A 17425-nucleotide genomic window follows, 5' to 3' on the forward strand; every position below is an offset into this window, starting at 1 on the left:
CCTGCCATCAGGCCGCCTGCCTCAGTGGCGATGTTGCGGTTTTCCGCCAATTCCAGGGGAGAAGCTCATCGATCCGGCTGGCAGGATGATCGGCGATGCGGGCGAGAACATCAGCAAGCCAGGCCTGTGGGTCAATGCGGTTCATTTTCGCGGTGACTATCAGGCTGTACATGGCTGCCGCCCTTTGTCCTCCGCGATCGGAACCGGCAAATAGCCAGGCCTTTCGTCCGAGCGCCACACCCCGCAGAGATCGCTCCGCGCAATTGTTCGACAGGCAGATACGGCCGTCGTCGAGGAAGCGGGTGAAGGATTCCCAACGGTTCAGCATATAGTCAAATGCCTTTGCCAAGTCATTGTCGCGCGGCAACCTGGCGCGGTGTTCGCGTATCCATATCTCCATGTCGCCGATCAGCGGTTTTGACAATTGCTGGCGTATCGCCATTCGTTCATCCGCAGTGCGGCCATTGATCTGGCGTTCGATGTCGAACAATGCGTCGATCCGCTGCACCATGTTCAGGGCGACCGGCGAGATGACGGCGGCACTTTTACCCTGCGCTTTTCGGCGCGCGCTGGCCTCCAGATCGGCTTGCGCAAAGAATGGCCGCCTGGCATGCGCCCAACACGCCGCCTCATGAATCGGGCCCGGACTTCGATCAGGAAGATAAAGCTGGCCATAGCCCGTATAGGCATCCGCCTGAAGGATACCGCGATAATTGGCAAGATGCGCCTGTGGATGCTCGCCGGCACGGTTCCGCGAGTAATAGAACATCGCCGACGGAGGCGCCGTTCCGCCAAACGGAGCATCGTCCTTGACGTAGCTCCAAATCCGACCGGTGACGGTCTTGCCGAGAGCGAGAACCGGCACGGTCGTGTCATCACCGTGGATCCGTTCAGACGCGAACGTATGGCTTTCAATCCGCCGCACCAGCGGATCCAGGACCTGGCAGCACGCGCCAATCGCGTCTGCTGCTGTCGACAAGCTGATTGGCACGCCTTCCAGGGCAAAACGTTCGATCTGGCGATTGAGGGGAATGTGCTGGCCGAACTTGTCGCAGAGCATCATCGCCAAAAGGCTTGGGCCAGCCCAACCTCTCGGTATGACATGGAAGGGTGCGGGTGCCTGACTGATCTTCTCGCAGTCACGGCAGGTGAACTTTTCCCGCACCGTCTGAATGACCTTCCAGCTCCGCGGTACGCTCTCCATCGTTTCGGTGATGTCTTCGCCGAGCTTGCGAAGCCGTTCACCGCCACAGCAGCTGCAGGCAACCGGACCAGGCACCACGACACGCTCACGCGGCAGATGTTCCGGGAATGGCTTCTTGACCGGCCGCTTGCGCGTAAAGCCGGTGACCGCAATCGCAGCCGCCGCAGCAACGGCCATCTCGGCAGCAAGCTCATCTTCGGTCGCCGTCGCTTCGGCGTCCTCAAGCATCAGCTCCATCTGGGCAATCAGCCGCGCCGTCCGTTCCGACTTCTGACCGCGTAGCTCCCGTTGCAGCTTTTCGATATAGACTTTCTGGCGAAGAATGATGGCCTGATCGTCGGCCTCCTTGGCCTTGGCAACAGCCAATTCGGCCAAGGCTGTGGCCCGCTCCGCCCGCGCGGTCGCCAGCTCTGCCTCCAGGGCAGCGGCATGATCACGGTGATTTTCCGAGCTGGTTTCCATGCTCGAAGTCAATCACAAAACCACTGATTTGCATAGGTTTTCTTGATGCCAATGGCGGCAAATCCCGCCCAAATAGACACTATCCAGCGCTCGTCGGCCGCCATGTCTGCTGCGGGTTTCGCCAGTCAATTCCCTCAAGCAAATAGGACATCTGGCCAGCCGTCAGCGCAATCGCTCCACCCTCCGTCGCCGGCCAAATGAAACGGCCACGCTCGAGCCGCTTTGCGTATAGCGAAAGCCCAATTCCGTCATGCCAAAGAGCCTTGATCAGCCGGCCGCTTTTCCCGCGGAAGACAAAAACGTCACCCTTGAACGGATCACGACCCAGACCTTCCTGCACGATCAGAGCCAAGCCCTGCATTCCCTTGCGCATATCGCAATGGCCGCTCGCAATCCAAACCCGCACGCTCGAACTGATCGGGATCATTTGAGCGCACGCATCACTGCTGCGGCAAGTTCACAAGGCGCCCCGGACGCAATCCTCACCTTGATACCATTTGCAAATTCTACAACGATGGTTGCCGCATTACCGTAGCCGTTGCCAGGAACGTCCAGGACAGTCGCCGGCACGAAAGCGGGTCCATCTTTCACAGACAGCGCTTGGCGGCGCCACGTGTAGAGAAGCCCCGTCGAAATATCAAAACGGCGCGCTACCTCCGAGACATTTGCCCCCGGAGCAAATGCTGCCCCCAGAATTTCTAGCCGTTCGTCCGGTGACCAACGACGACGCCGTTCTTGACCCGTCAGCAAAATGGCCTGTGCCATAGTTCCTTACTGCGCTCCTAAGACCACTCTCAAGAGCGCAAAATCACGATATCGCCAAAAACTCGCAAGGCGGTCCACGCCGGACGGATACGAAGGAGCTACTTCTCCTTTGTTGCAGATGAAGATCGCGTCCTGGTGACGAAGACGTTCTCTCCAAACAGTCGGCGGGAGTGGCCTGCTTTCGATGGCAATCGCGAACTTTTCGTCCATGCACTAAAGGGATTCACATGGTCTTTGGATGGCGCGACGGAAATTGCTTCGTTCAGCATGCAAACTGATGACGACATAAAGGTCGTTCGTCTCGCACTTGATGCCGTTCATTGGCATATCCGGAAGCTCATTCCGATACAGGAAGGACGCTGCCGGAAGTAGATATCGAGCGTCGCAAACCCTAGAAATCCAGTCTCGTGCAAGGGGCCGCCATGATGATCACGGCGGCCCCTTTTTGTGCCTGATATTCTGGCCGAAAGCCTTGTGGAGAAGAATCCGGGCTCATGGTGTTTGCGCTAGATCTCGTCCGGGCTTATGGTGCAGCCGTCCAGGGATTTGATGAGAGCGAACCCCGATTATGCAGTGTTTTCAATGGGCGAGAATCCGGACATATGTGTCGCTCTAAATTTCAATAAATGATCGAACGACATGCCTATCCAGGGCCGGGGGTATCTGGCTTGTCTTGACGCGTCAGCGCGCATCCCCTCTCCTAGACTAGTTCGCGACGCCGTCCCGACCCTCTATCGTCATCAAAGTGGCCGTAAGAAGGGCTACCAGCTTCTCGCGACCCGACGATTCGGAAAAAACCTCCGTCTGTGCCAACGTCAGCGTCCGTCCGGACTTAACGACGCGGCCCCTGGCGATGATCCGCTCACCTGCGGCAGGCGCAACCAGGTTTATTTTGAATTCGGTAGTCAACACCCCGGCGCCTGGCGGCATGAGACTGAGCGCGGCATATCCTGCCGCGCTGTCCGCAATGGCCGACACCGCTCCCGCGTGCACGAAACCATGCTGCTGCGAGACAGACGGGCTTGGTGACAAGGCGATCTCAACGGCACCTGGTGCAATGCGCAGTATTGCAGCGCCAAGAGTGCTCATCAACCCCTGCTTGTCAAAGCTGGCTTGAATGCGGGTCTGAAAATCGGGATCTTGCGGGGTAAAGGCGCACAATGGATTTGCTCTCCAAACTGGGATGGGGCGGTTCTGCACGATGCTCGTCATCACAAGGGTGAAGGTGAGGCGCAAAACGCCGCGCAGGCAGCCAGGATTTGCGCTGGCGTCCGCGCCGGCCCTGCAAGCCCTGAACCTTCCCGGGGTTTGCCGGAAGCCAATTCGTTTATGCTACGCGGCCATGGCCGTCGCCTCCAGCATGGCGGGCAGGAGCCCTTTGTTGCCGGTGCCCCCGACAATCTGCCGGGGGGTCGCCCCGCAAGCCGGTCGTCGCCGTCAGGCGACCAATTCCTTGCCCAGCAGAGGACGAAGATCGCCCTCGCCGGCATAGCGTCGGCAGATCGCAACGATCCGCTCGCGGGTCTTCGCGGGAATCTTGTCGCCGCGCCCGGCCACGCCCTTGTTGAGCCGGAGGGACGTCCCCTTGCTGGTATCGGCGAAACACATGGCGATCCTCTCGGCATCGGCCTCTTCGAGGCCGACGAACTCGGCGATCCTTGCGCCGAGCCGCGCCTTGTCGGCGACAAAATCGTCCTCGTAGGAAACCCAGAGCGGTTTGATCATGCCGGCCGCCTCACATTTCTGCCAGGTCAGCAAGAATTTCACATACCAGACGCAGGTGGCGTCGGTCAGCATCTCGAAGCGCGCCTCGTCGTCCAGTCCCGTAAAGATCGCGGGCATGCCGTCATCGAAGAAGACCGGATTGCCGGGCACTTCCACCTGGCGCCATTCGCGCAGCATGTCGTCGAGGCTGACCAGCGTGTCGAAAATATTGCGCACCGTGACGATCGGCTTGATCCCGTAGAGCGCGATCTGTCGGGCGAGGAAAGGCGTGCAGCGGATGTGATGCTGCGCGACATAGCCGGCACCGCTCAGCCCGTTGCGAAGCAGCGCCATGTCATCCGTTTCCTGCTCGCGCAGATTGGCGCCCAGAACGGAGCCGGAATAGGCGCTGAGGGTCGGCGTCGCCAGCGACACCTGCGGAATGCCGAGGGCGGTGGAGAGCGCGCCAGCGATGAAGGTCGAGGCGGATTTCGGCGCGCAGGCGACAAGGATATTCGGCTGGCGGGCCCTGGAGGCGGTCAGCCGGGCACGCATGACGAGTTCGCAGAACTGGTCAAGATCAATCCGCAGCCGACTGGCGCTCGCATCGTCCATGGTGGGTAGATAAAAGGGGTTGGCGAAATTCAGCGCGGCCGCGACGCCGAGCGCCTGCTGGGGCGGAACGCTCCGGATAAACTCATCCGCCAAGACCCGGACCTTCGCCATATCCGGCTCAAGCGCGATGGTCCGCATCAGATCATGGATCGCCTGAGCGTGCTCTGGATTAGCTCCACCGTCCAATTTCGGTCCTCGCCGTTGTTAGCCTCACTCCCAGACAGCTTTCCGCCGCTTGCCGTCGCGCGCGAAGGCGCCAGTATAGCATCGCACACGGAACTTGCACGGGACTTGCCATCCCCGGGCAGCGCGGGGACGTGACGCCGTTCCCAGGGGCCGAGAGCATGACGCACCGTGGCCGACGGCACTCCCGTGTTGTCACACGGGCCGAATCGCGTTTACGTTGCCTTCCGCAAGATCGCCGTGATTCGGAATGTGGATACGGCGGACAGGACAATGGGGCGATCCCCGGCACGAAAGAATGCCGACCAACACAACAAGGTGTCATTCATTGCCGCTGAGCCACCTCGAGCGCCTCGAAGCCGAAGCGATCCACATCCTGCGCGAGGTCGCCGCAACCTTTTCCCGACCGGTCATGCTCTATTCGGTCGGCAAGGACTCCTCGGTCATGCTGCACCTGGCGATGAAAGCCTTCTATCCGGCCAGGCCACCCTTTCCTTTCCTGCACGTGGACACGACCTGGAAATTCAAGGAGATGATCGCCTTTCGCGATCGCATGGCCAAGGAACTCGATCTCGATCTTCTCGTGCATGTGAACCCTGAGGGCATCGCGCAGAATATTTCTCCGTTCGTACACGGCTCGAGTGCCCATACCCACCTGATGAAGACGGTCGGCCTGCGCCAGGCACTCGACAAGTACGGCTTCGATGCCGCCTTCGGTGGCGCGCGGCGCGACGAGGAGAAATCCCGTGCCAAGGAGCGTATCTTCTCCTTCCGCAACGCGGCGCATGCCTGGGATCCGAAGAGCCAGCGGCCGGAAATGTGGAAGACCTATAACACCCGCGTCGCACCTGGCGAATCGATCCGGGTCTTCCCGCTGTCGAACTGGACCGAACTGGATGTCTGGCAATACATCCTGAAGGAGAACATTCCGATCGTTCCCCTTTACTTGGCCGCCAGGCGTCCGGTGGTCGAGCGCGACGGCATGCTGATCCTGGTCGATGACGAGCGGATGCCGATCGGACCGGGCGACAAGATCGAGGAGCGCATGGTGCGGTTCCGTACGCTTGGCTGCTATCCGCTGACGGGTGCGGTCGAATCCGATGCCACGACCCTCGAGGCGATCGTCAGCGAGATGCTGACCGCCCGCACATCCGAGCGCCAGGGCCGGATGATCGACCGGGACGAGGCGGGCTCGATGGAGAAGAAGAAGCGCGAGGGCTATTTCTGATGGCCGCGGCCCCGACAGACGCACCCCCAGCAAGCCATGGCGAGGACCGGCTTGACGCGCAGAACAAATCGCTGCTGCGCTTCATCACTTGCGGCTCGGTCGACGACGGCAAGTCGACCCTGATCGGCCGTCTTCTCTACGATGCCAAGCTCATTCTCGACGACCAGGTTGCCACGCTCGAAAGCGACAGCCGCAGGCACGGCACGGCCGGCGAGGACATCGATTTCGCCCTTCTGGTGGACGGGCTGGAAGCCGAGCGAGAACAGGGCATCACCATCGACGTCGCGTATCGCTCCTTTACCACCGAGCGGCGCCGGTTCATCGTCGCCGACACGCCGGGACACGAGGAATATACCCGCAACATGGCGACCGGCGCTTCGACGGCCGACCTCGCGGTCGTTCTGGTCGACGCCCGCAAGGGCATATTGCAGCAGACCAGACGGCATTCCTACATCGCGTCTCTCATCGGCATCAGGCACATCCTGCTCGCCGTCAACAAGATCGACCTTGTCGGCTATGACCGCGCCGTCTTCGACCGGCACGTCGCCGACTTTATGGCCTTCGCACGGGATCTCGGCTTTTCCACCATCCAGCCGATCCCGCTGTCCGCCCGCCACGGCGACAATGTCACACGCCGGTCCGACAAGACCGGCTGGTATGCCGGCCCGAGCCTCATCGAACACCTGGAGACTGTGCCGGTCGAAGAGGTCGCGCTCGATCGGCCGTTCCGGCTTCCGGTACAATATGTCATCCGGCCAAATCTCGACTTTCGAGGCTTTGCCGGCCAGGTCGCCTCGGGCAGCGTGGCCGTCGGCGACACGGTGGTCGTCGCCAAGTCCGGGCAATCGTCGAAGGTCAGGGAGATCGTCACCCATGACGGCCCGCTCGATCGGGCCGTCGAGGGACAGGCCGTCACGCTGGTGCTCGAAGACCAACTGGACGTGTCGCGCGGCAATATGCTGGTCGCCCCCGCCGGCCGTCCGAGTGTTGCCGACCAGTTCCAGGCCCATGTGATCTGGTTCGATCACCAGCCGCTGCTGCCGGGCCGAAGCTATATCCTGCGCACCGAGACCGACAGCGTCGAGGCGACCGTGACGGCGCTGAAATACAGCGTCGACATCACCTCCTTCTCCCACATCGCGGCCAAGGCCTTGCAGATGAACGAGGTCGGGGTCTGCAATGTCTCGACCCGCGCGCCCATTGCATTCGACCCTTATGGCGAAAACCGTTCCACCGGCAATTTCATCCTGATCGACCGGACGACCAACCGCACCGCCGGTGCCGGCATGATCGATTATGCGCTTCGCCGCGCCGACAACATCCACTGGCAGGCCGTCGAGGTCGACCGCGCGGCCCGCGCCGCGCTGATGGGACACCGGCCAGCCGTCATCTGGCTCACCGGCCTGTCCGGATCGGGCAAGTCGACAGTGGCGAACCGGCTGGAAAGCCTGCTGCATTCGCTCGGCTACCACACCTACCTGCTCGACGGCGACAATATCCGTCACGGACTGAACCGCGACCTCGGTTTCACCGACGAGGACCGGGTCGAGAACATCCGCCGTGTGGCGGAGGTCGCCAGGTTGATGGCCGATGCCGGACTGATCGTGATCGTCTCCTTCATCTCGCCCTTCCGCTCCGAGCGGCAACTCGCCCGGGAGATGATGGCCAAGGGTGAGTTCTTCGAGGTGTTCATCGACACGCCGATCGAGGAATGCGCCCGAAGGGACCCGAAGGGTCTCTATCGGAAGGCGATGAGCGGCGAGATCAAGAACTTCACCGGCATCAGTTCACCTTACGAGCCGCCGGAAAATCCCGAACTGCATCTGCGCACCCTCGGGACGGATCCGAACGATCTGGCCATGCGGATCGAAGAAATGCTGGCAACCCGGATGAATGGAGAGACGGCGCGTGATCGAGACGTTTGAACAAGCGGCACTGGCGGCCGGTCGGACCATTCTCGAGGTTTACGAGGCGGGCATCCATGTCACGCTGAAGCCCGATTGCTCGCCCGTCACGGAAGCCGACGAGCGCGCCGAGGCGGTGATCCTCGCCCGCCTCGGCGAAGCGCTGCCAGGCGTGCCGGTGGTCGCCGAGGAGGCGGTTTCGGCAGGCAAGGTGCCAGACATAAACGGGCGGCCCTTCATTTTGGTCGACCCCCTCGACGGCACCAAGGAGTTCATCAATCGCCGGGCGGAGTTCACCGTCAACATCGCGCTGATCGAAAACGGCATACCGGTGGCCGGCATCGTTTACGCCCCGGCCCTCAGCACTGCCTATGTCGGCTCCCGCGCCGGTGCCTTCAAGCTGACGGTCAATCCGGATTTCACCATCGCCGATCGCCGGCCGATCGCCGCGCGCGTCTGTCGCACCCCGCCGGTCGCCGTGGCCAGCCGTTCGCACAACAATGCGGAAACGGACGAATTCCTGACGGAGAACGGCATCACCGAATATCGGTCGATCGGATCGTCGCTCAAGTTCTGCCTGCTGGCCGAAGGCGAGGCCGACGTCTATCCCCGCTTCGGCCGGACCATGGAATGGGACACCGCTGCGGGCGATGCCGTGCTCCGGGCTGCCGGCGGAGACACGCGCTGCCTCGACGGCACGCCGCTCGCCTATGGCAAGACCGAGCAGGCCAGCGACACGGATTTCGCCAACCCGTTCTTCATCGCCTGGGGCGCGGTTGAAGACCGGACCTAGAGCGTTTCCTGGCTAGATTGGTCATCTCCAGGATACGATCCACGCCGATCGCGTACTCTCCTTGTCGCTCGTCCTACTGAACGAGGAATTCCGGGACCCGCCCCTCCGGCAGCACCGCCTCCGGTGAGTGAAGATCGGGCCTGCCGATGTCGGCGAGGATGGCATTCGCCACCGTCTCGCCGAGCTCGTGCGAACTGGTGATACCCTGCACGAAGGGAAACTGGTGCAGCAGGAAGGGCAGCGCGAGGCAATAGAGCCGGTTGCTGAGCGGTTGTTCGACGACGATCCGGAAAAAACTGTCGAGCGCGATGCCGCCGGTTTCCTGTTCCGCCATGGGCTGGCTGTCGATCTGCACCTGCCCTTCGCTACGGGCGCTCGCCTTTGAAACGCCACCCTGGCGCCTAAGGCTCGGAAAGGGGATCTCGTCGGCGGTGAGCCGTCCCTGCCCGGTCGCATCCACCAGCGTATCGAAAACCAGTTCGCCCTCCGGCCGCGTGATGATCGCACCGCGCTCAGGTGTATCGATGTCGAGATCGTAGTCTCCGCCCAGCGCGACGATGTCAAGCACGCCGGCGCGGCGCAGCGCCAGCACCCGCTCGATCGAGGCATGCGGCACGGTGGCATAGTCGTCGACGAACAGGCTCTTGAAGTGGCGGTGGAAGCGCTTCAGGTCGCGGGCGTTGAGGTGCGGCACGGCACGGGCCACGACCTCGTGCATGCGCAGGATCGCATAGCGCCAGGCCACGGTCGTGCGGCTTTCATAATTCTGCTTCGCCTCGGCCAGGTTGAGCGCCGCCCACAGGAAGGGATCGCTCTCCTGGCGATCGGCGAAATAGGCGGCTTCGATCGTCTCGACCGTCAGCCCGGCAAGACCGATCTTCGCCGCATAATCCGGGTCGGCGGCGGCCAGCTCCTCGCAGAAGAGGGCAAACACCGCGTCCAGCAGGTCGTCGCGGCCGGAGGCGATCAGATCGTCGACGGCCTCATCGGTGCAGATCGACAGCGGCGCATAGGGGATGGGGAAATAGAAATCGGCCTCGGGCAGCATGCCCTTGCGCGACATCAGCGCGATTGTGAGGCCCTCGCTGTCGGCGGCGCGGTGGTATTCGAGAAGGCCGGCCTCGTCGTGGTAGAAGGCGCCGTGGCTGGTGGCGACCGTGACCATGGCGTCGATCCCGCTGAGCGAGGTCCCGAGAATGCCGACACGGCCCGCCGGAATGTCCTTGAGCAGCGACGCCGGCCAGGGCGAGGCGAAATAGCCGGGCCTGACTTCCGTCAGGTCGGGAAAGCTGTGTCCCGTCGCCATGACCACATGCCCGAAAGCATAATGTTCGGGCGGCCGATCGGGACGCGACACCGTCACCCGGATCTCCTTCGGCCGAAGAGCGACGTCGGTCACTTCGTGGCCGGCCTTGATCGTGACGGTGTGGCCTGCCGCCCGGCCGGATGCGACGACACGATCGAACTGCGTCTTGAAGTATTCGCCGAGCACCACACGTGGAAGGAATTCGCGGTCGTTGATCTGGGCCGGTTGCACCCGCAGGCGATCGAGTTCCTCCGGCGGCTGGCGCTCAAGCCATTCGATCAGCGTTTCGCCGATCGGGGGAATTTCGATGCTGGCAATATTGGCGAGCATGGCGCGGTCGTTGACGGCGGGATGGTAGGGCATGCCCCGACCGGCGACGGCCTCCTTCTCGAACACCGTGATCTCCAGCGGCCGCGCGGAGGAGAGAAGTTTGCGAAGGCAGTAGATCGCGGTGGGCCCAGAACCGATCAGGCCAATGGTGTCGTTCATGTCACGCCTTTCGCGAAGATCCGGCCGTGGACAGCGCCGGATTGTGGGACAGTCGCATGGCAGGCTCAGGTCGCGGGTCATGTTAAGGTCGGCCGCTCCCCCGCCTTCCTCACCCTATCGACCTGCCGCACTCGGACCCGCCCTAAGCGCTCCAATCGCGACTTTGTTCCATGGCGCGGAAAATTTCCCTTGCCGGGCTGGTCGCCTCCCCATCGGCCCGCCGCATGCTGCGATAGAGGGTCGACCGGCTCACCCCGAACTGGCGGGCGGCGGCGGCCAGCGGCGTTCCCTGGCTCATGGCGTCGAGGGCGGCATCGATCTCGTGCGCCATCAGCTTGACGGGGCGTCCGATCGGGCTGCCGCGGGCTCGGGCCGCCGACATGCCGGCCTTGGTGCGCTCGGAAATCAAAGCCCGCTCGAATTCGGCAAGCGCGCCCATGATGTGGAAGATCAGGATGCCGCCGGCCGATGCGGTATCGACCGACTCGCTGATCGAATAAAGCCCGATCTCCTTGCGCCCGAGTTCGGCCACCACCTCGATCAGATGCGACAGTGACCGCCCCAGCCGGTCGAGCCGCCAGATCACCAGCGTATCGCCGGGCGAAAGCTCGCCGAGCGCCCCGACCAGGCCGGGACGCGAACGGGATGCGCCCGACAGGCCGTGATCGGTGTGGATCCGCCGGCATCCGGCCGCCTTGAGAGCCCGCAACTGCAATTCGATATTCTGGTCGTGGGTGGAAACGCGGGCATAGCCAATTCGCATCGTCATTCGCGCCAGACATTTGTTTCGAGGCTCCAATGGGGGCTTCGGCGTCAATGAGACTGTATCACAACCGTTCCCTTTTGAGCACGCCTCAGAATTTAAGTCAATCATTTTATACACGCATAGGTGTATATTCTCCATGACCGCGCCTTGTCGGATCCTCCAGCCTAAGCGTTTACACCAAAAGGCTTATTAGCCACCCCCGTAATTCTAAGGGCAATCGGCATCGCCTAAACCGGATGCGTTCAGCGGTTGAAATTGGAGAGCGCCGGGTTGTGCAAATAGGAACGCTTTAGCGACGCTTGGACGTCGCCTGGCAGATCGATCAACCCTTGAGACGGAAGGAAATTGTCATGCCCAATTACTCGCTCACGCTCAACATTGACCCCACCGACCTCAATGTCATCAAGGCCGCCGGACAGCGGCTGACCCTTGCCAAGCCGGTCGGCAGCGGCGACCCGAACGTCGTCTGGCTGTCGATCGACCCCTTCCAGTCGACCACCGTCGAATGGACGGAAGACTACTGGATCTACGCCTCCACCACCGAAGTGAGCCAAGGCAACAATATCTCCAAGCTTTCGGAAGTGACCCCCGGCCCGGCGCTCGATGCCGGCTACTATCCGTTCACGCCGGCCGCGACCTTCGGCGTCTTCCAGAACAGTCCGGCAATCGCTACCGGTACCTTCGCCGCCGAGAACATGATGCCCTACACCCAGTATCCGGCTCTGACCTTCGGCCTGTCGCAATCGGCCATGGTCAGCAAGAAACTGGCCGAACGCAAGCCGATCTCGGCCCAGTCGGTGCTGTCGCAGCAGCAGATCCAGATGACGCCCTTCACCAATGTCTATGTCTGGCTGCAGAGCCAGTTCGCCAGCGAGACGATCATCACCAAGATCGTCGGCAACAATGCGGTTGCCCGCTTCGGCGGCGGCGTCAACGACATCACCCTCAAGTATGACCCGAACCGCGGCGTCTTCGTCCCGGACGCCAAGTCCGAGGGCCTGATCGAGCGCGGCATGATCGAACTGCGCATGCCGCTGCTGCTCTGACAGCGACCGCATAAAGGGGTGGCCGGTTCGCCGGCCACCTTCCCCCGAACAAACCATGGCTCAAGGACAGATCGCACCCGTGCGCCGGATGCGCACGCCTGCCGCCTTGGCCGACCAGCAACAAGGATGAGGACGATGACCAAACTGAATGGCGGCCTGCGCCGCACCGCATCCGCCCTGCTTTCCCTGGCGCTCGCCGCCTCGGGCGCATCGGCGGCCGATCTGAAGATCGAGAACCTGAAGAACACCAAGGACGGCCGGGCCCCGCTCAGCCTGGAGGAACTGGAATCGGCCAGACCGATGCCGAGCAAGGAGGTTTCGCCTGAAGAACTGCGGCAGATGCAGCAGCGCTTCCGGGCGCTCAACCCCAATATGCTGGACCTCAAGGCCGGCCCGGACAAAGAAGGCAGCCTGGTCAAGGGCGTGCCGGAAAAGGTCGACGATCCGGCGGCTGCCGCCCCCTATTGGAGCGCCGGCCGGCTCACCTTTCGCGACGGCGACGGGGTGCCGTCCGCCTGCACCGCCCAGTTCGTCGAAAGCGCCTCGGTCATCCTCACCGCCGCCCATTGCGTGATGGACGAGGAGACCGGCAAGTGGTTTTCCGACTTCGTCTTCCAACGCGCCTATAATGACGGCGCGACCGCCCAGACAGTCGGCTGGCGCTGCGTCTCGCTGTTCGACGCCTTCCATGACCCGGCACCGAACTTCGCCTATGACTATGCTTTCATCCTGGCGGACGGAAAGGACGACGAGAAGCCGCTGGAGATGACCATCGGATCGCCCGCGGACAAGGCTCTGACCGCGATCGGCTATCCCGCCAACTTCGGCAATGGCCGTTTCCTCTACAAGGTCGACGGCGAATGGTCGGCGGTCGTGGACGGTATCGTGACGATGACCGGAAACCCGATGCGCTCGGGCAATAGCGGCGGCGCCTGGTTCACCGACTTCAAGGTGGGCGGCGGCGCGGGCGAGAACCGCGTGATCAGCCTCAACTCCCATCATCTGGAAGGCAATACCGAAGACGAGAACGGCCCGCTGTTCACCGCCGACACGAGCCGCCTCCTGGCGCATGTGGCGGACGCCAGGTGCCTCGACTGAGGCTGGCACGCGAAAGAACTGCGGAGACCCGCCGCGCGCGGGTTTCCGTCCACAGACGCCGCGTCAGGCAATGGTAACCAATTTGCGCGATAAGGGGTGGAACAGCAGGAGTTTCACCCATGAGTGCATCATGCGCCGGTTGCCGCGACGGCCAGGCCTTTCAAAACCCCTTCTCCATGGCGTTCCAACCGATCGTCGATATCGAGCGGCGACAGGTCTTTGCCCATGAAGCGCTGGTGCGCGGCATCAGGGGCGAAGGAGCCGGCGCCGTGCTGTCGACCGTCGACGAGGGCAATCGCTACGCCTTCGACCAGCAATGCCGCGTCAAGGCGATCGAGCTTGCCGCCCGCCTCGACCTCACCGCCAGCGATGCCCGGCTGTCGATCAACTTCATGCCCAACGCCGTCTACGAACCGCGCGCCTGCATTCGCGCCACGCTTGCCGCGTGCAAGACCTTCAACCTGCCGGCGGAGCGCATCATCTTCGAATTCACCGAAGGCGAGGCGCTGGACGTGGCGCATCTGAAGAACATTCTCACCACCTATCGGGAAATCGGCTTTCTCACCGCCATCGACGATTTTGGCGCCGGCCATTCCGGCCTCAACCTTCTCGCCAAGATGCAGCCGGACATCGTCAAGATCGACATGGACCTGATCCGTTGCATAGACGCCGACCGAGCGAAACAGGTGATCCTCAAGCATCTCGTCGCGATGCTGAAGGAACTGTCGATCACCGTCATCTGCGAAGGGATCGAGACCCTCGAGGAGTTGAAGGCGATCCGCGACACCGGCGTCACGCTGATCCAGGGTTTCGGGCTGGCCCGGCCGAGCTTCGAGCGCCTGACCCCGCTTGGCGAGATTTCGCTTGCCGCCTGAGCCTGGCGGATCGCCCACGTCGATTGCGGCACCCGCACCCATTTGTCGCAGCGACTAAGCGCGGTTGCGCTTGCCCATATCGGATCAAATCGGCAAAAGATGGCGGGCAACCGAGGCTGACGACGTGACTGAAGAGACGATTACCCTATACGAGGCGATTGGCGGAGACCCCACCGTGCGTGCGCTGACCCATCGCTTCTACGAACTGATGGACACACTGCCCGAGGCCAAGCGCTGCCGTGCCATCCATCCCGCCGACCTCGCCGAAAGCGAGGAGAAGCTCTACGACTACCTGACCGGCTATCTCGGCGGTCCGCCGATCTACATGCAGAAGCGCGGCCATCCCATGCTGCGGCGCCGGCACATGGTGGCGGAGATCGGACCGCAGGAGCGCGACGAATGGTTCTTGTGTTTCCGCCAGGCGCTGGAGGAAACCGTGGAGCACGAGAAACTGCGCGAGATCATCTGGGCACCGATCGAGAAGCTCGGTCATCACATGCAGAACAAGGAATGACGGCGATGATGGGATTTTGCGACCGGATCCGTCCGCTCGTTCTGCTTCTGGCCGGCCTGCTAGGTGCTTGCGGCGTCGGCCTCGCCGCAGCCGCCACCCATATGGGCGGTGCCCTGCTCGGTCCGGCCTCGGCCATGTGCCTCGCCCATGCGCCGGCCATGCTGGCCCTTTTCGCCGGCCACAGGCTGATCCGCACCGCGACCGGCGCCGGCCTCTCGATGGGGGTCGGCACGCTGTTGTTTGCCGGTGATCTCGTCCTGAAGCAGTTCTACGGCGCCGGCCTCTTTTCAATGGCGGCGCCGACGGGCGGGATCCTGATGATGGCGGGCTGGCTCATGGCCGGGATCGGCGCCTTCCTGTCCGTCTCCAGGACCTGACCGCCCGGCCCCGCACCCATGAATGATCGGCGTCAGCCCTTGTTGCGCACCGCGTTCCTCTGCCATGTCGGCGCGGGAAAGCTGATGATCGTCGCCTCGCCATAGGGCAGGCGGGCTGACATCGGCTTGGCGGGACGCTGGTGCAAACCCGGCAGGGGCAGGATCTCGGCGCTGCTGCGGCGAACCGTCTCGGCATCGGCAAAGCGCTCGTACATCGCCATCGCCAGTCCATCGCCGCTCTGGGCGGCCATCTTGTGCAGGCCGATCAACAGGCTCCGGTCATAATCATCATCGCTCATGGATTGTCCTTCCTATCGCTCAAGGTCTGCAAGGCCCGTTCGAGGCTGGACTTCGAACCGTTGCGCAGCGGAATGAAGGTCTTGCCGAACTTCTTGCAGCCGCTCTTCACCCTCAGACACGCATCGTGGCTGATACAGTCGATCGGGCAGAAGACGCAGTCGACGGAGGGCAGCACCGTGTCGATGCGCGACACCGCTTCGCGCAGGCCGCCATCATGGTGAATGAGTTCGGCGCCGTGGTTGGTGGCGATCTGGCGCAGATGCGCCACCTGGCAGTCGCGTCCGCCGACATAGAGGAAACTGCGGACGTTGAGGGCAGCTTTCGCAGCAGGCGCGGCGGCGGAAGCCTGGTCGCCTTTTGCCAACAGCTTCTGTACCGCCTGCTTCTTGTTCTTCTTGGCCATGCCCGTTCCTCAACTCTCGGCGCCGCTCAAATGCGGATATCCCCGTCCTGTGAGTCCGGACCATAGTAAACATGATTTTTAGAGTAAAGATTAAAACTTGATAATTCGCATCATATTTTGAGCCAGAACAAATTCGGCCGGGCGCTGAACGACCGGCCGAGGGAGAAGTGAGATGCGGGATAGGCTATCAGTAAGGCAGACCGACATAGTTCTCCGCCATCGCGGTCTGCGCCGCCTCGGAGGACGAGAGATAATCGAGTTCCGCTTCCTGCACCTTCTGGCCGAAATCGCCCTCGGCGGGGAAGCGATGCAGCAGCATGGTCATCGACCAGGAAAAGCGCTCCGCCTTCCAGATGCGCGACAATGCCCGGGCCGAATAGGCGTCGATCCCGGCCATCGATTTCTCGCCGTAGAAGCCCTGCAGCCCCTCGAACAGGTAGTGGACGTCGGACGCCGCCAGATTGAGCCCCTTGGCGCCGGTCGGCGGCACGATATGGCCGGCATCGCCGACGAGGAACAGACGGCCGAACCGGAGCGGCTCCGCGACGAAGGAACGCAAGGGGGCGATAGACTTCTCGATCGACGGGCCCGTCACCATGGCTTCGGCCACATCGGCCGGCAGGCGACGGCGGATCTCGTCCCAGAAGGCATCGTCCGACCATTGCTCGACCTTGTCGCTGAGCGGCACCTGGACGTAATAGCGCGAACGGGTGAGCGAGCGCTGCGAACAGAGCGCAAAGCCGCGCGCGTGGTTTGCATAGATCAGTTCATGATCGACCGGGGGCACATCGGCGAGAATGCCGAGCCAGCCGAACGGATAGACCTTCTCGTAGGTCTTCAGCCCCCTGCCCTCGACCGCGGCCCGGCTGGGTCCATGATAGCCGTCGCAGCCGGCGATGAAATCGCAGTCGATGCGGTGGCTGACCCCGTCCTTGTCATAGGTGATGTATGGGCTTTCACCATCGAAATCATGCGGCGTGACATTCGCCGCATCATAGATCGACACACCACCATCGGCCTCGCGCTGGTCCATCAGATCCCGCGTGAGCTCGGTCTGGCCATAGACCATCACGGACGTGCCGGTGAGGCCCTTGAGGTCGATGCGATGGCGACGGCCGGAGAATGACAGGGCGAAACCGTCATGGACGAGCCCCTCCGCGTGCATGCGCTGACCGGCGCCGGCGCGGTCCATCATGCCGACCGCGCCCACTTCGAGTACGCCGGCGCGGATGCGGCCGAGGATATAGTCGCGATCGACGCGATCGATGATGACATTGTCGATGCCGGCCTTGCTGAGCAACTGACCGAGCAAAAGGCCCGAAGGCCCGGAACCGATGATGGCGACCTGGGTGCGCATGGAAATCCTCCCTGAATTCTTGCCGAATGATAAGCC

Annotated in this window: 18 protein-coding genes; 8 read left to right on the top strand and 10 right to left on the bottom strand. The window is 62.6% G+C overall.

Annotation, left to right across the window (positions count from 1 at the left end; translation table 11 throughout):
- Positions 1-7 precede the first annotated feature (7 nt).
- From tnpC to RHIZ70P_RS06205, 5 genes are all read right to left on the bottom strand, one after another.
- A complete protein-coding gene (gene tnpC / locus RHIZ70P_RS06185; protein WP_115669539.1) occupies positions 8-1666 on the bottom strand; it encodes an IS66 family transposase in 1659 nt (552 codons plus the stop codon).
- Positions 1667-1745: 79 nt separating this feature from the next.
- Complete coding sequence (gene tnpB, locus RHIZ70P_RS06190) at positions 1746-2093, bottom strand: IS66 family insertion sequence element accessory protein TnpB (protein ID WP_046119556.1); 348 nt, start codon at positions 2091-2093, stop codon at positions 1746-1748.
- On the bottom strand, positions 2090-2431 hold the full coding sequence (gene tnpA, locus RHIZ70P_RS06195; protein ID WP_115669540.1) for an IS66-like element accessory protein TnpA: 342 nt from the start codon (positions 2429-2431) through the stop codon (positions 2090-2092). The genes tnpB and tnpA overlap by 4 nt, the downstream gene beginning before the upstream one ends.
- Before the next feature lie 705 nt (positions 2432-3136).
- Positions 3137-3592, bottom strand: a complete 456-nt coding sequence (locus tag RHIZ70P_RS06200) for a PaaI family thioesterase (protein WP_235842162.1) — start codon at positions 3590-3592, stop codon at positions 3137-3139.
- A 276-nt stretch (positions 3593-3868) separates the two neighbouring features.
- The gene (locus tag RHIZ70P_RS06205) at positions 3869-4888 is read right to left on the bottom strand and encodes a hypothetical protein (protein ID WP_115669541.1); all 1020 of its coding nucleotides are present in this window, start codon (positions 4886-4888) and stop codon (positions 3869-3871) included.
- A gap of 343 nt (positions 4889-5231) precedes the next feature.
- Between RHIZ70P_RS06205 and cysD the strand changes: the two genes are divergently transcribed.
- The 3 genes from cysD to cysQ are packed head-to-tail and all read left to right on the top strand — an operon-like array spanning position 5232 to position 8858.
- The gene (gene cysD / locus RHIZ70P_RS06210) at positions 5232-6161 is read left to right on the top strand and encodes a sulfate adenylyltransferase subunit CysD (protein WP_115669542.1); all 930 of its coding nucleotides are present in this window, start codon (positions 5232-5234) and stop codon (positions 6159-6161) included.
- The gene (cysN, locus tag RHIZ70P_RS06215) at positions 6161-8086 is read left to right on the top strand and encodes a sulfate adenylyltransferase subunit CysN (protein WP_115669543.1); all 1926 of its coding nucleotides are present in this window, start codon (positions 6161-6163) and stop codon (positions 8084-8086) included. Before cysD ends, cysN begins: the two co-directional genes overlap by 1 nt.
- Positions 8070-8858, top strand: a complete 789-nt coding sequence (gene cysQ, locus RHIZ70P_RS06220; protein WP_419178276.1) for a 3'(2'),5'-bisphosphate nucleotidase CysQ — start codon at positions 8070-8072, stop codon at positions 8856-8858. The genes cysN and cysQ overlap by 17 nt, the downstream gene beginning before the upstream one ends.
- A 73-nt stretch (positions 8859-8931) precedes the next feature.
- Here cysQ and RHIZ70P_RS06225 read toward each other — a convergent pair whose 3' ends face one another.
- Together RHIZ70P_RS06225 and RHIZ70P_RS06230 are read right to left on the bottom strand one after the other, a co-directional pair.
- Positions 8932-10653: an FAD/NAD(P)-binding protein gene (locus RHIZ70P_RS06225; protein WP_115669544.1), complete on the bottom strand. Its 1722-nt coding sequence runs from the start codon at positions 10651-10653 to the stop codon at positions 8932-8934.
- Between the two features lie 142 nt (positions 10654-10795).
- Positions 10796-11422 carry a recombinase family protein gene (locus tag RHIZ70P_RS06230; protein WP_328588177.1) on the bottom strand — a complete coding sequence of 209 codons (627 nt, stop codon included), beginning with the start codon at positions 11420-11422 and terminating at the stop codon, positions 10796-10798.
- 347 nt (positions 11423-11769) lie between these two features.
- Between RHIZ70P_RS06230 and RHIZ70P_RS06235 the strand changes: the two genes are divergently transcribed.
- From RHIZ70P_RS06235 to RHIZ70P_RS06255, 5 genes are all read left to right on the top strand, one after another.
- Complete coding sequence (locus RHIZ70P_RS06235; RefSeq protein ID WP_181903960.1) at positions 11770-12465, top strand: hypothetical protein; 696 nt, start codon at positions 11770-11772, stop codon at positions 12463-12465.
- Between the two features lie 135 nt (positions 12466-12600).
- Positions 12601-13563, top strand: a complete 963-nt coding sequence (locus RHIZ70P_RS06240; protein WP_115669545.1) for a trypsin-like serine peptidase — start codon at positions 12601-12603, stop codon at positions 13561-13563.
- A gap of 119 nt (positions 13564-13682) precedes the next feature.
- The gene (locus RHIZ70P_RS06245; protein WP_115669546.1) at positions 13683-14438 is read left to right on the top strand and encodes an EAL domain-containing protein; all 756 of its coding nucleotides are present in this window, start codon (positions 13683-13685) and stop codon (positions 14436-14438) included.
- 124 nt (positions 14439-14562) lie between these two features.
- Complete coding sequence (locus tag RHIZ70P_RS06250; RefSeq protein WP_115669547.1) at positions 14563-14952, top strand: group II truncated hemoglobin; 390 nt, start codon at positions 14563-14565, stop codon at positions 14950-14952.
- Between the two features lie 8 nt (positions 14953-14960).
- On the top strand, positions 14961-15329 hold the full coding sequence (locus tag RHIZ70P_RS06255) for a DUF423 domain-containing protein (protein ID WP_115669952.1): 369 nt from the start codon (positions 14961-14963) through the stop codon (positions 15327-15329).
- A gap of 32 nt (positions 15330-15361) precedes the next feature.
- Here the strand turns inward: RHIZ70P_RS06255 and RHIZ70P_RS06260 are convergent, their stop codons facing one another.
- The 3 genes from RHIZ70P_RS06260 to pobA form a co-directional block, all read right to left on the bottom strand.
- Positions 15362-15628 (bottom strand): hypothetical protein, encoded by a 267-nt coding sequence (locus RHIZ70P_RS06260; RefSeq protein ID WP_115669548.1) that lies wholly within the window; start codon positions 15626-15628, stop codon positions 15362-15364.
- Entirely contained in the window at positions 15625-16032 is a 408-nt protein-coding gene (locus RHIZ70P_RS06265) for a DUF2325 domain-containing protein (RefSeq protein ID WP_115669549.1), read from the bottom strand. The genes RHIZ70P_RS06260 and RHIZ70P_RS06265 overlap by 4 nt, the downstream gene beginning before the upstream one ends.
- A 187-nt stretch (positions 16033-16219) precedes the next feature.
- On the bottom strand, positions 16220-17389 hold the full coding sequence (gene pobA, locus RHIZ70P_RS06270) for a 4-hydroxybenzoate 3-monooxygenase (protein WP_115669550.1): 1170 nt from the start codon (positions 17387-17389) through the stop codon (positions 16220-16222).
- Positions 17390-17425: the final 36 nt, after the last annotated feature.

The organism is Paenirhizobium selenitireducens ATCC BAA-1503 (genome assembly GCF_900492185.1).
Classification (GTDB): Bacteria; Pseudomonadota; Alphaproteobacteria; order Rhizobiales; family Rhizobiaceae; genus Allorhizobium; species Allorhizobium selenitireducens_A.

Coding starts and splice junctions, on each gene's coding strand:
- tnpC (WP_115669539.1), bottom strand. CDS start 1,666: ATGGAAACCAGCTCGGAAAATCACCGTGATCATGCCGCTGCCCTGGAG.
- tnpB (WP_046119556.1), bottom strand. CDS start 2,093: ATGATCCCGATCAGTTCGAGCGTGCGGGTTTGGATTGCGAGCGGCCAT.
- tnpA (WP_115669540.1), bottom strand. CDS start 2,431: ATGGCACAGGCCATTTTGCTGACGGGTCAAGAACGGCGTCGTCGTTGG.
- RHIZ70P_RS06205 (WP_115669541.1), bottom strand. CDS start 4,888: ATGCGGACCATCGCGCTTGAGCCGGATATGGCGAAGGTCCGGGTCTTG.
- cysD (WP_115669542.1), top strand. CDS start 5,232: ATGCCGACCAACACAACAAGGTGTCATTCATTGCCGCTGAGCCACCTC.
- cysN (WP_115669543.1), top strand. CDS start 6,161: ATGGCCGCGGCCCCGACAGACGCACCCCCAGCAAGCCATGGCGAGGAC.
- RHIZ70P_RS06225 (WP_115669544.1), bottom strand. CDS start 10,653: ATGAACGACACCATTGGCCTGATCGGTTCTGGGCCCACCGCGATCTAC.
- RHIZ70P_RS06230 (WP_328588177.1), bottom strand. CDS start 11,422: ATGACGATGCGAATTGGCTATGCCCGCGTTTCCACCCACGACCAGAAT.
- RHIZ70P_RS06235 (WP_181903960.1), top strand. CDS start 11,770: ATGCCCAATTACTCGCTCACGCTCAACATTGACCCCACCGACCTCAAT.
- RHIZ70P_RS06240 (WP_115669545.1), top strand. CDS start 12,601: ATGACCAAACTGAATGGCGGCCTGCGCCGCACCGCATCCGCCCTGCTT.
- RHIZ70P_RS06245 (WP_115669546.1), top strand. CDS start 13,683: ATGAGTGCATCATGCGCCGGTTGCCGCGACGGCCAGGCCTTTCAAAAC.
- RHIZ70P_RS06255 (WP_115669952.1), top strand. CDS start 14,961: ATGGGATTTTGCGACCGGATCCGTCCGCTCGTTCTGCTTCTGGCCGGC.
- RHIZ70P_RS06260 (WP_115669548.1), bottom strand. CDS start 15,628: ATGAGCGATGATGATTATGACCGGAGCCTGTTGATCGGCCTGCACAAG.
- RHIZ70P_RS06265 (WP_115669549.1), bottom strand. CDS start 16,032: ATGGCCAAGAAGAACAAGAAGCAGGCGGTACAGAAGCTGTTGGCAAAA.
- pobA (WP_115669550.1), bottom strand. CDS start 17,389: ATGCGCACCCAGGTCGCCATCATCGGTTCCGGGCCTTCGGGCCTTTTG.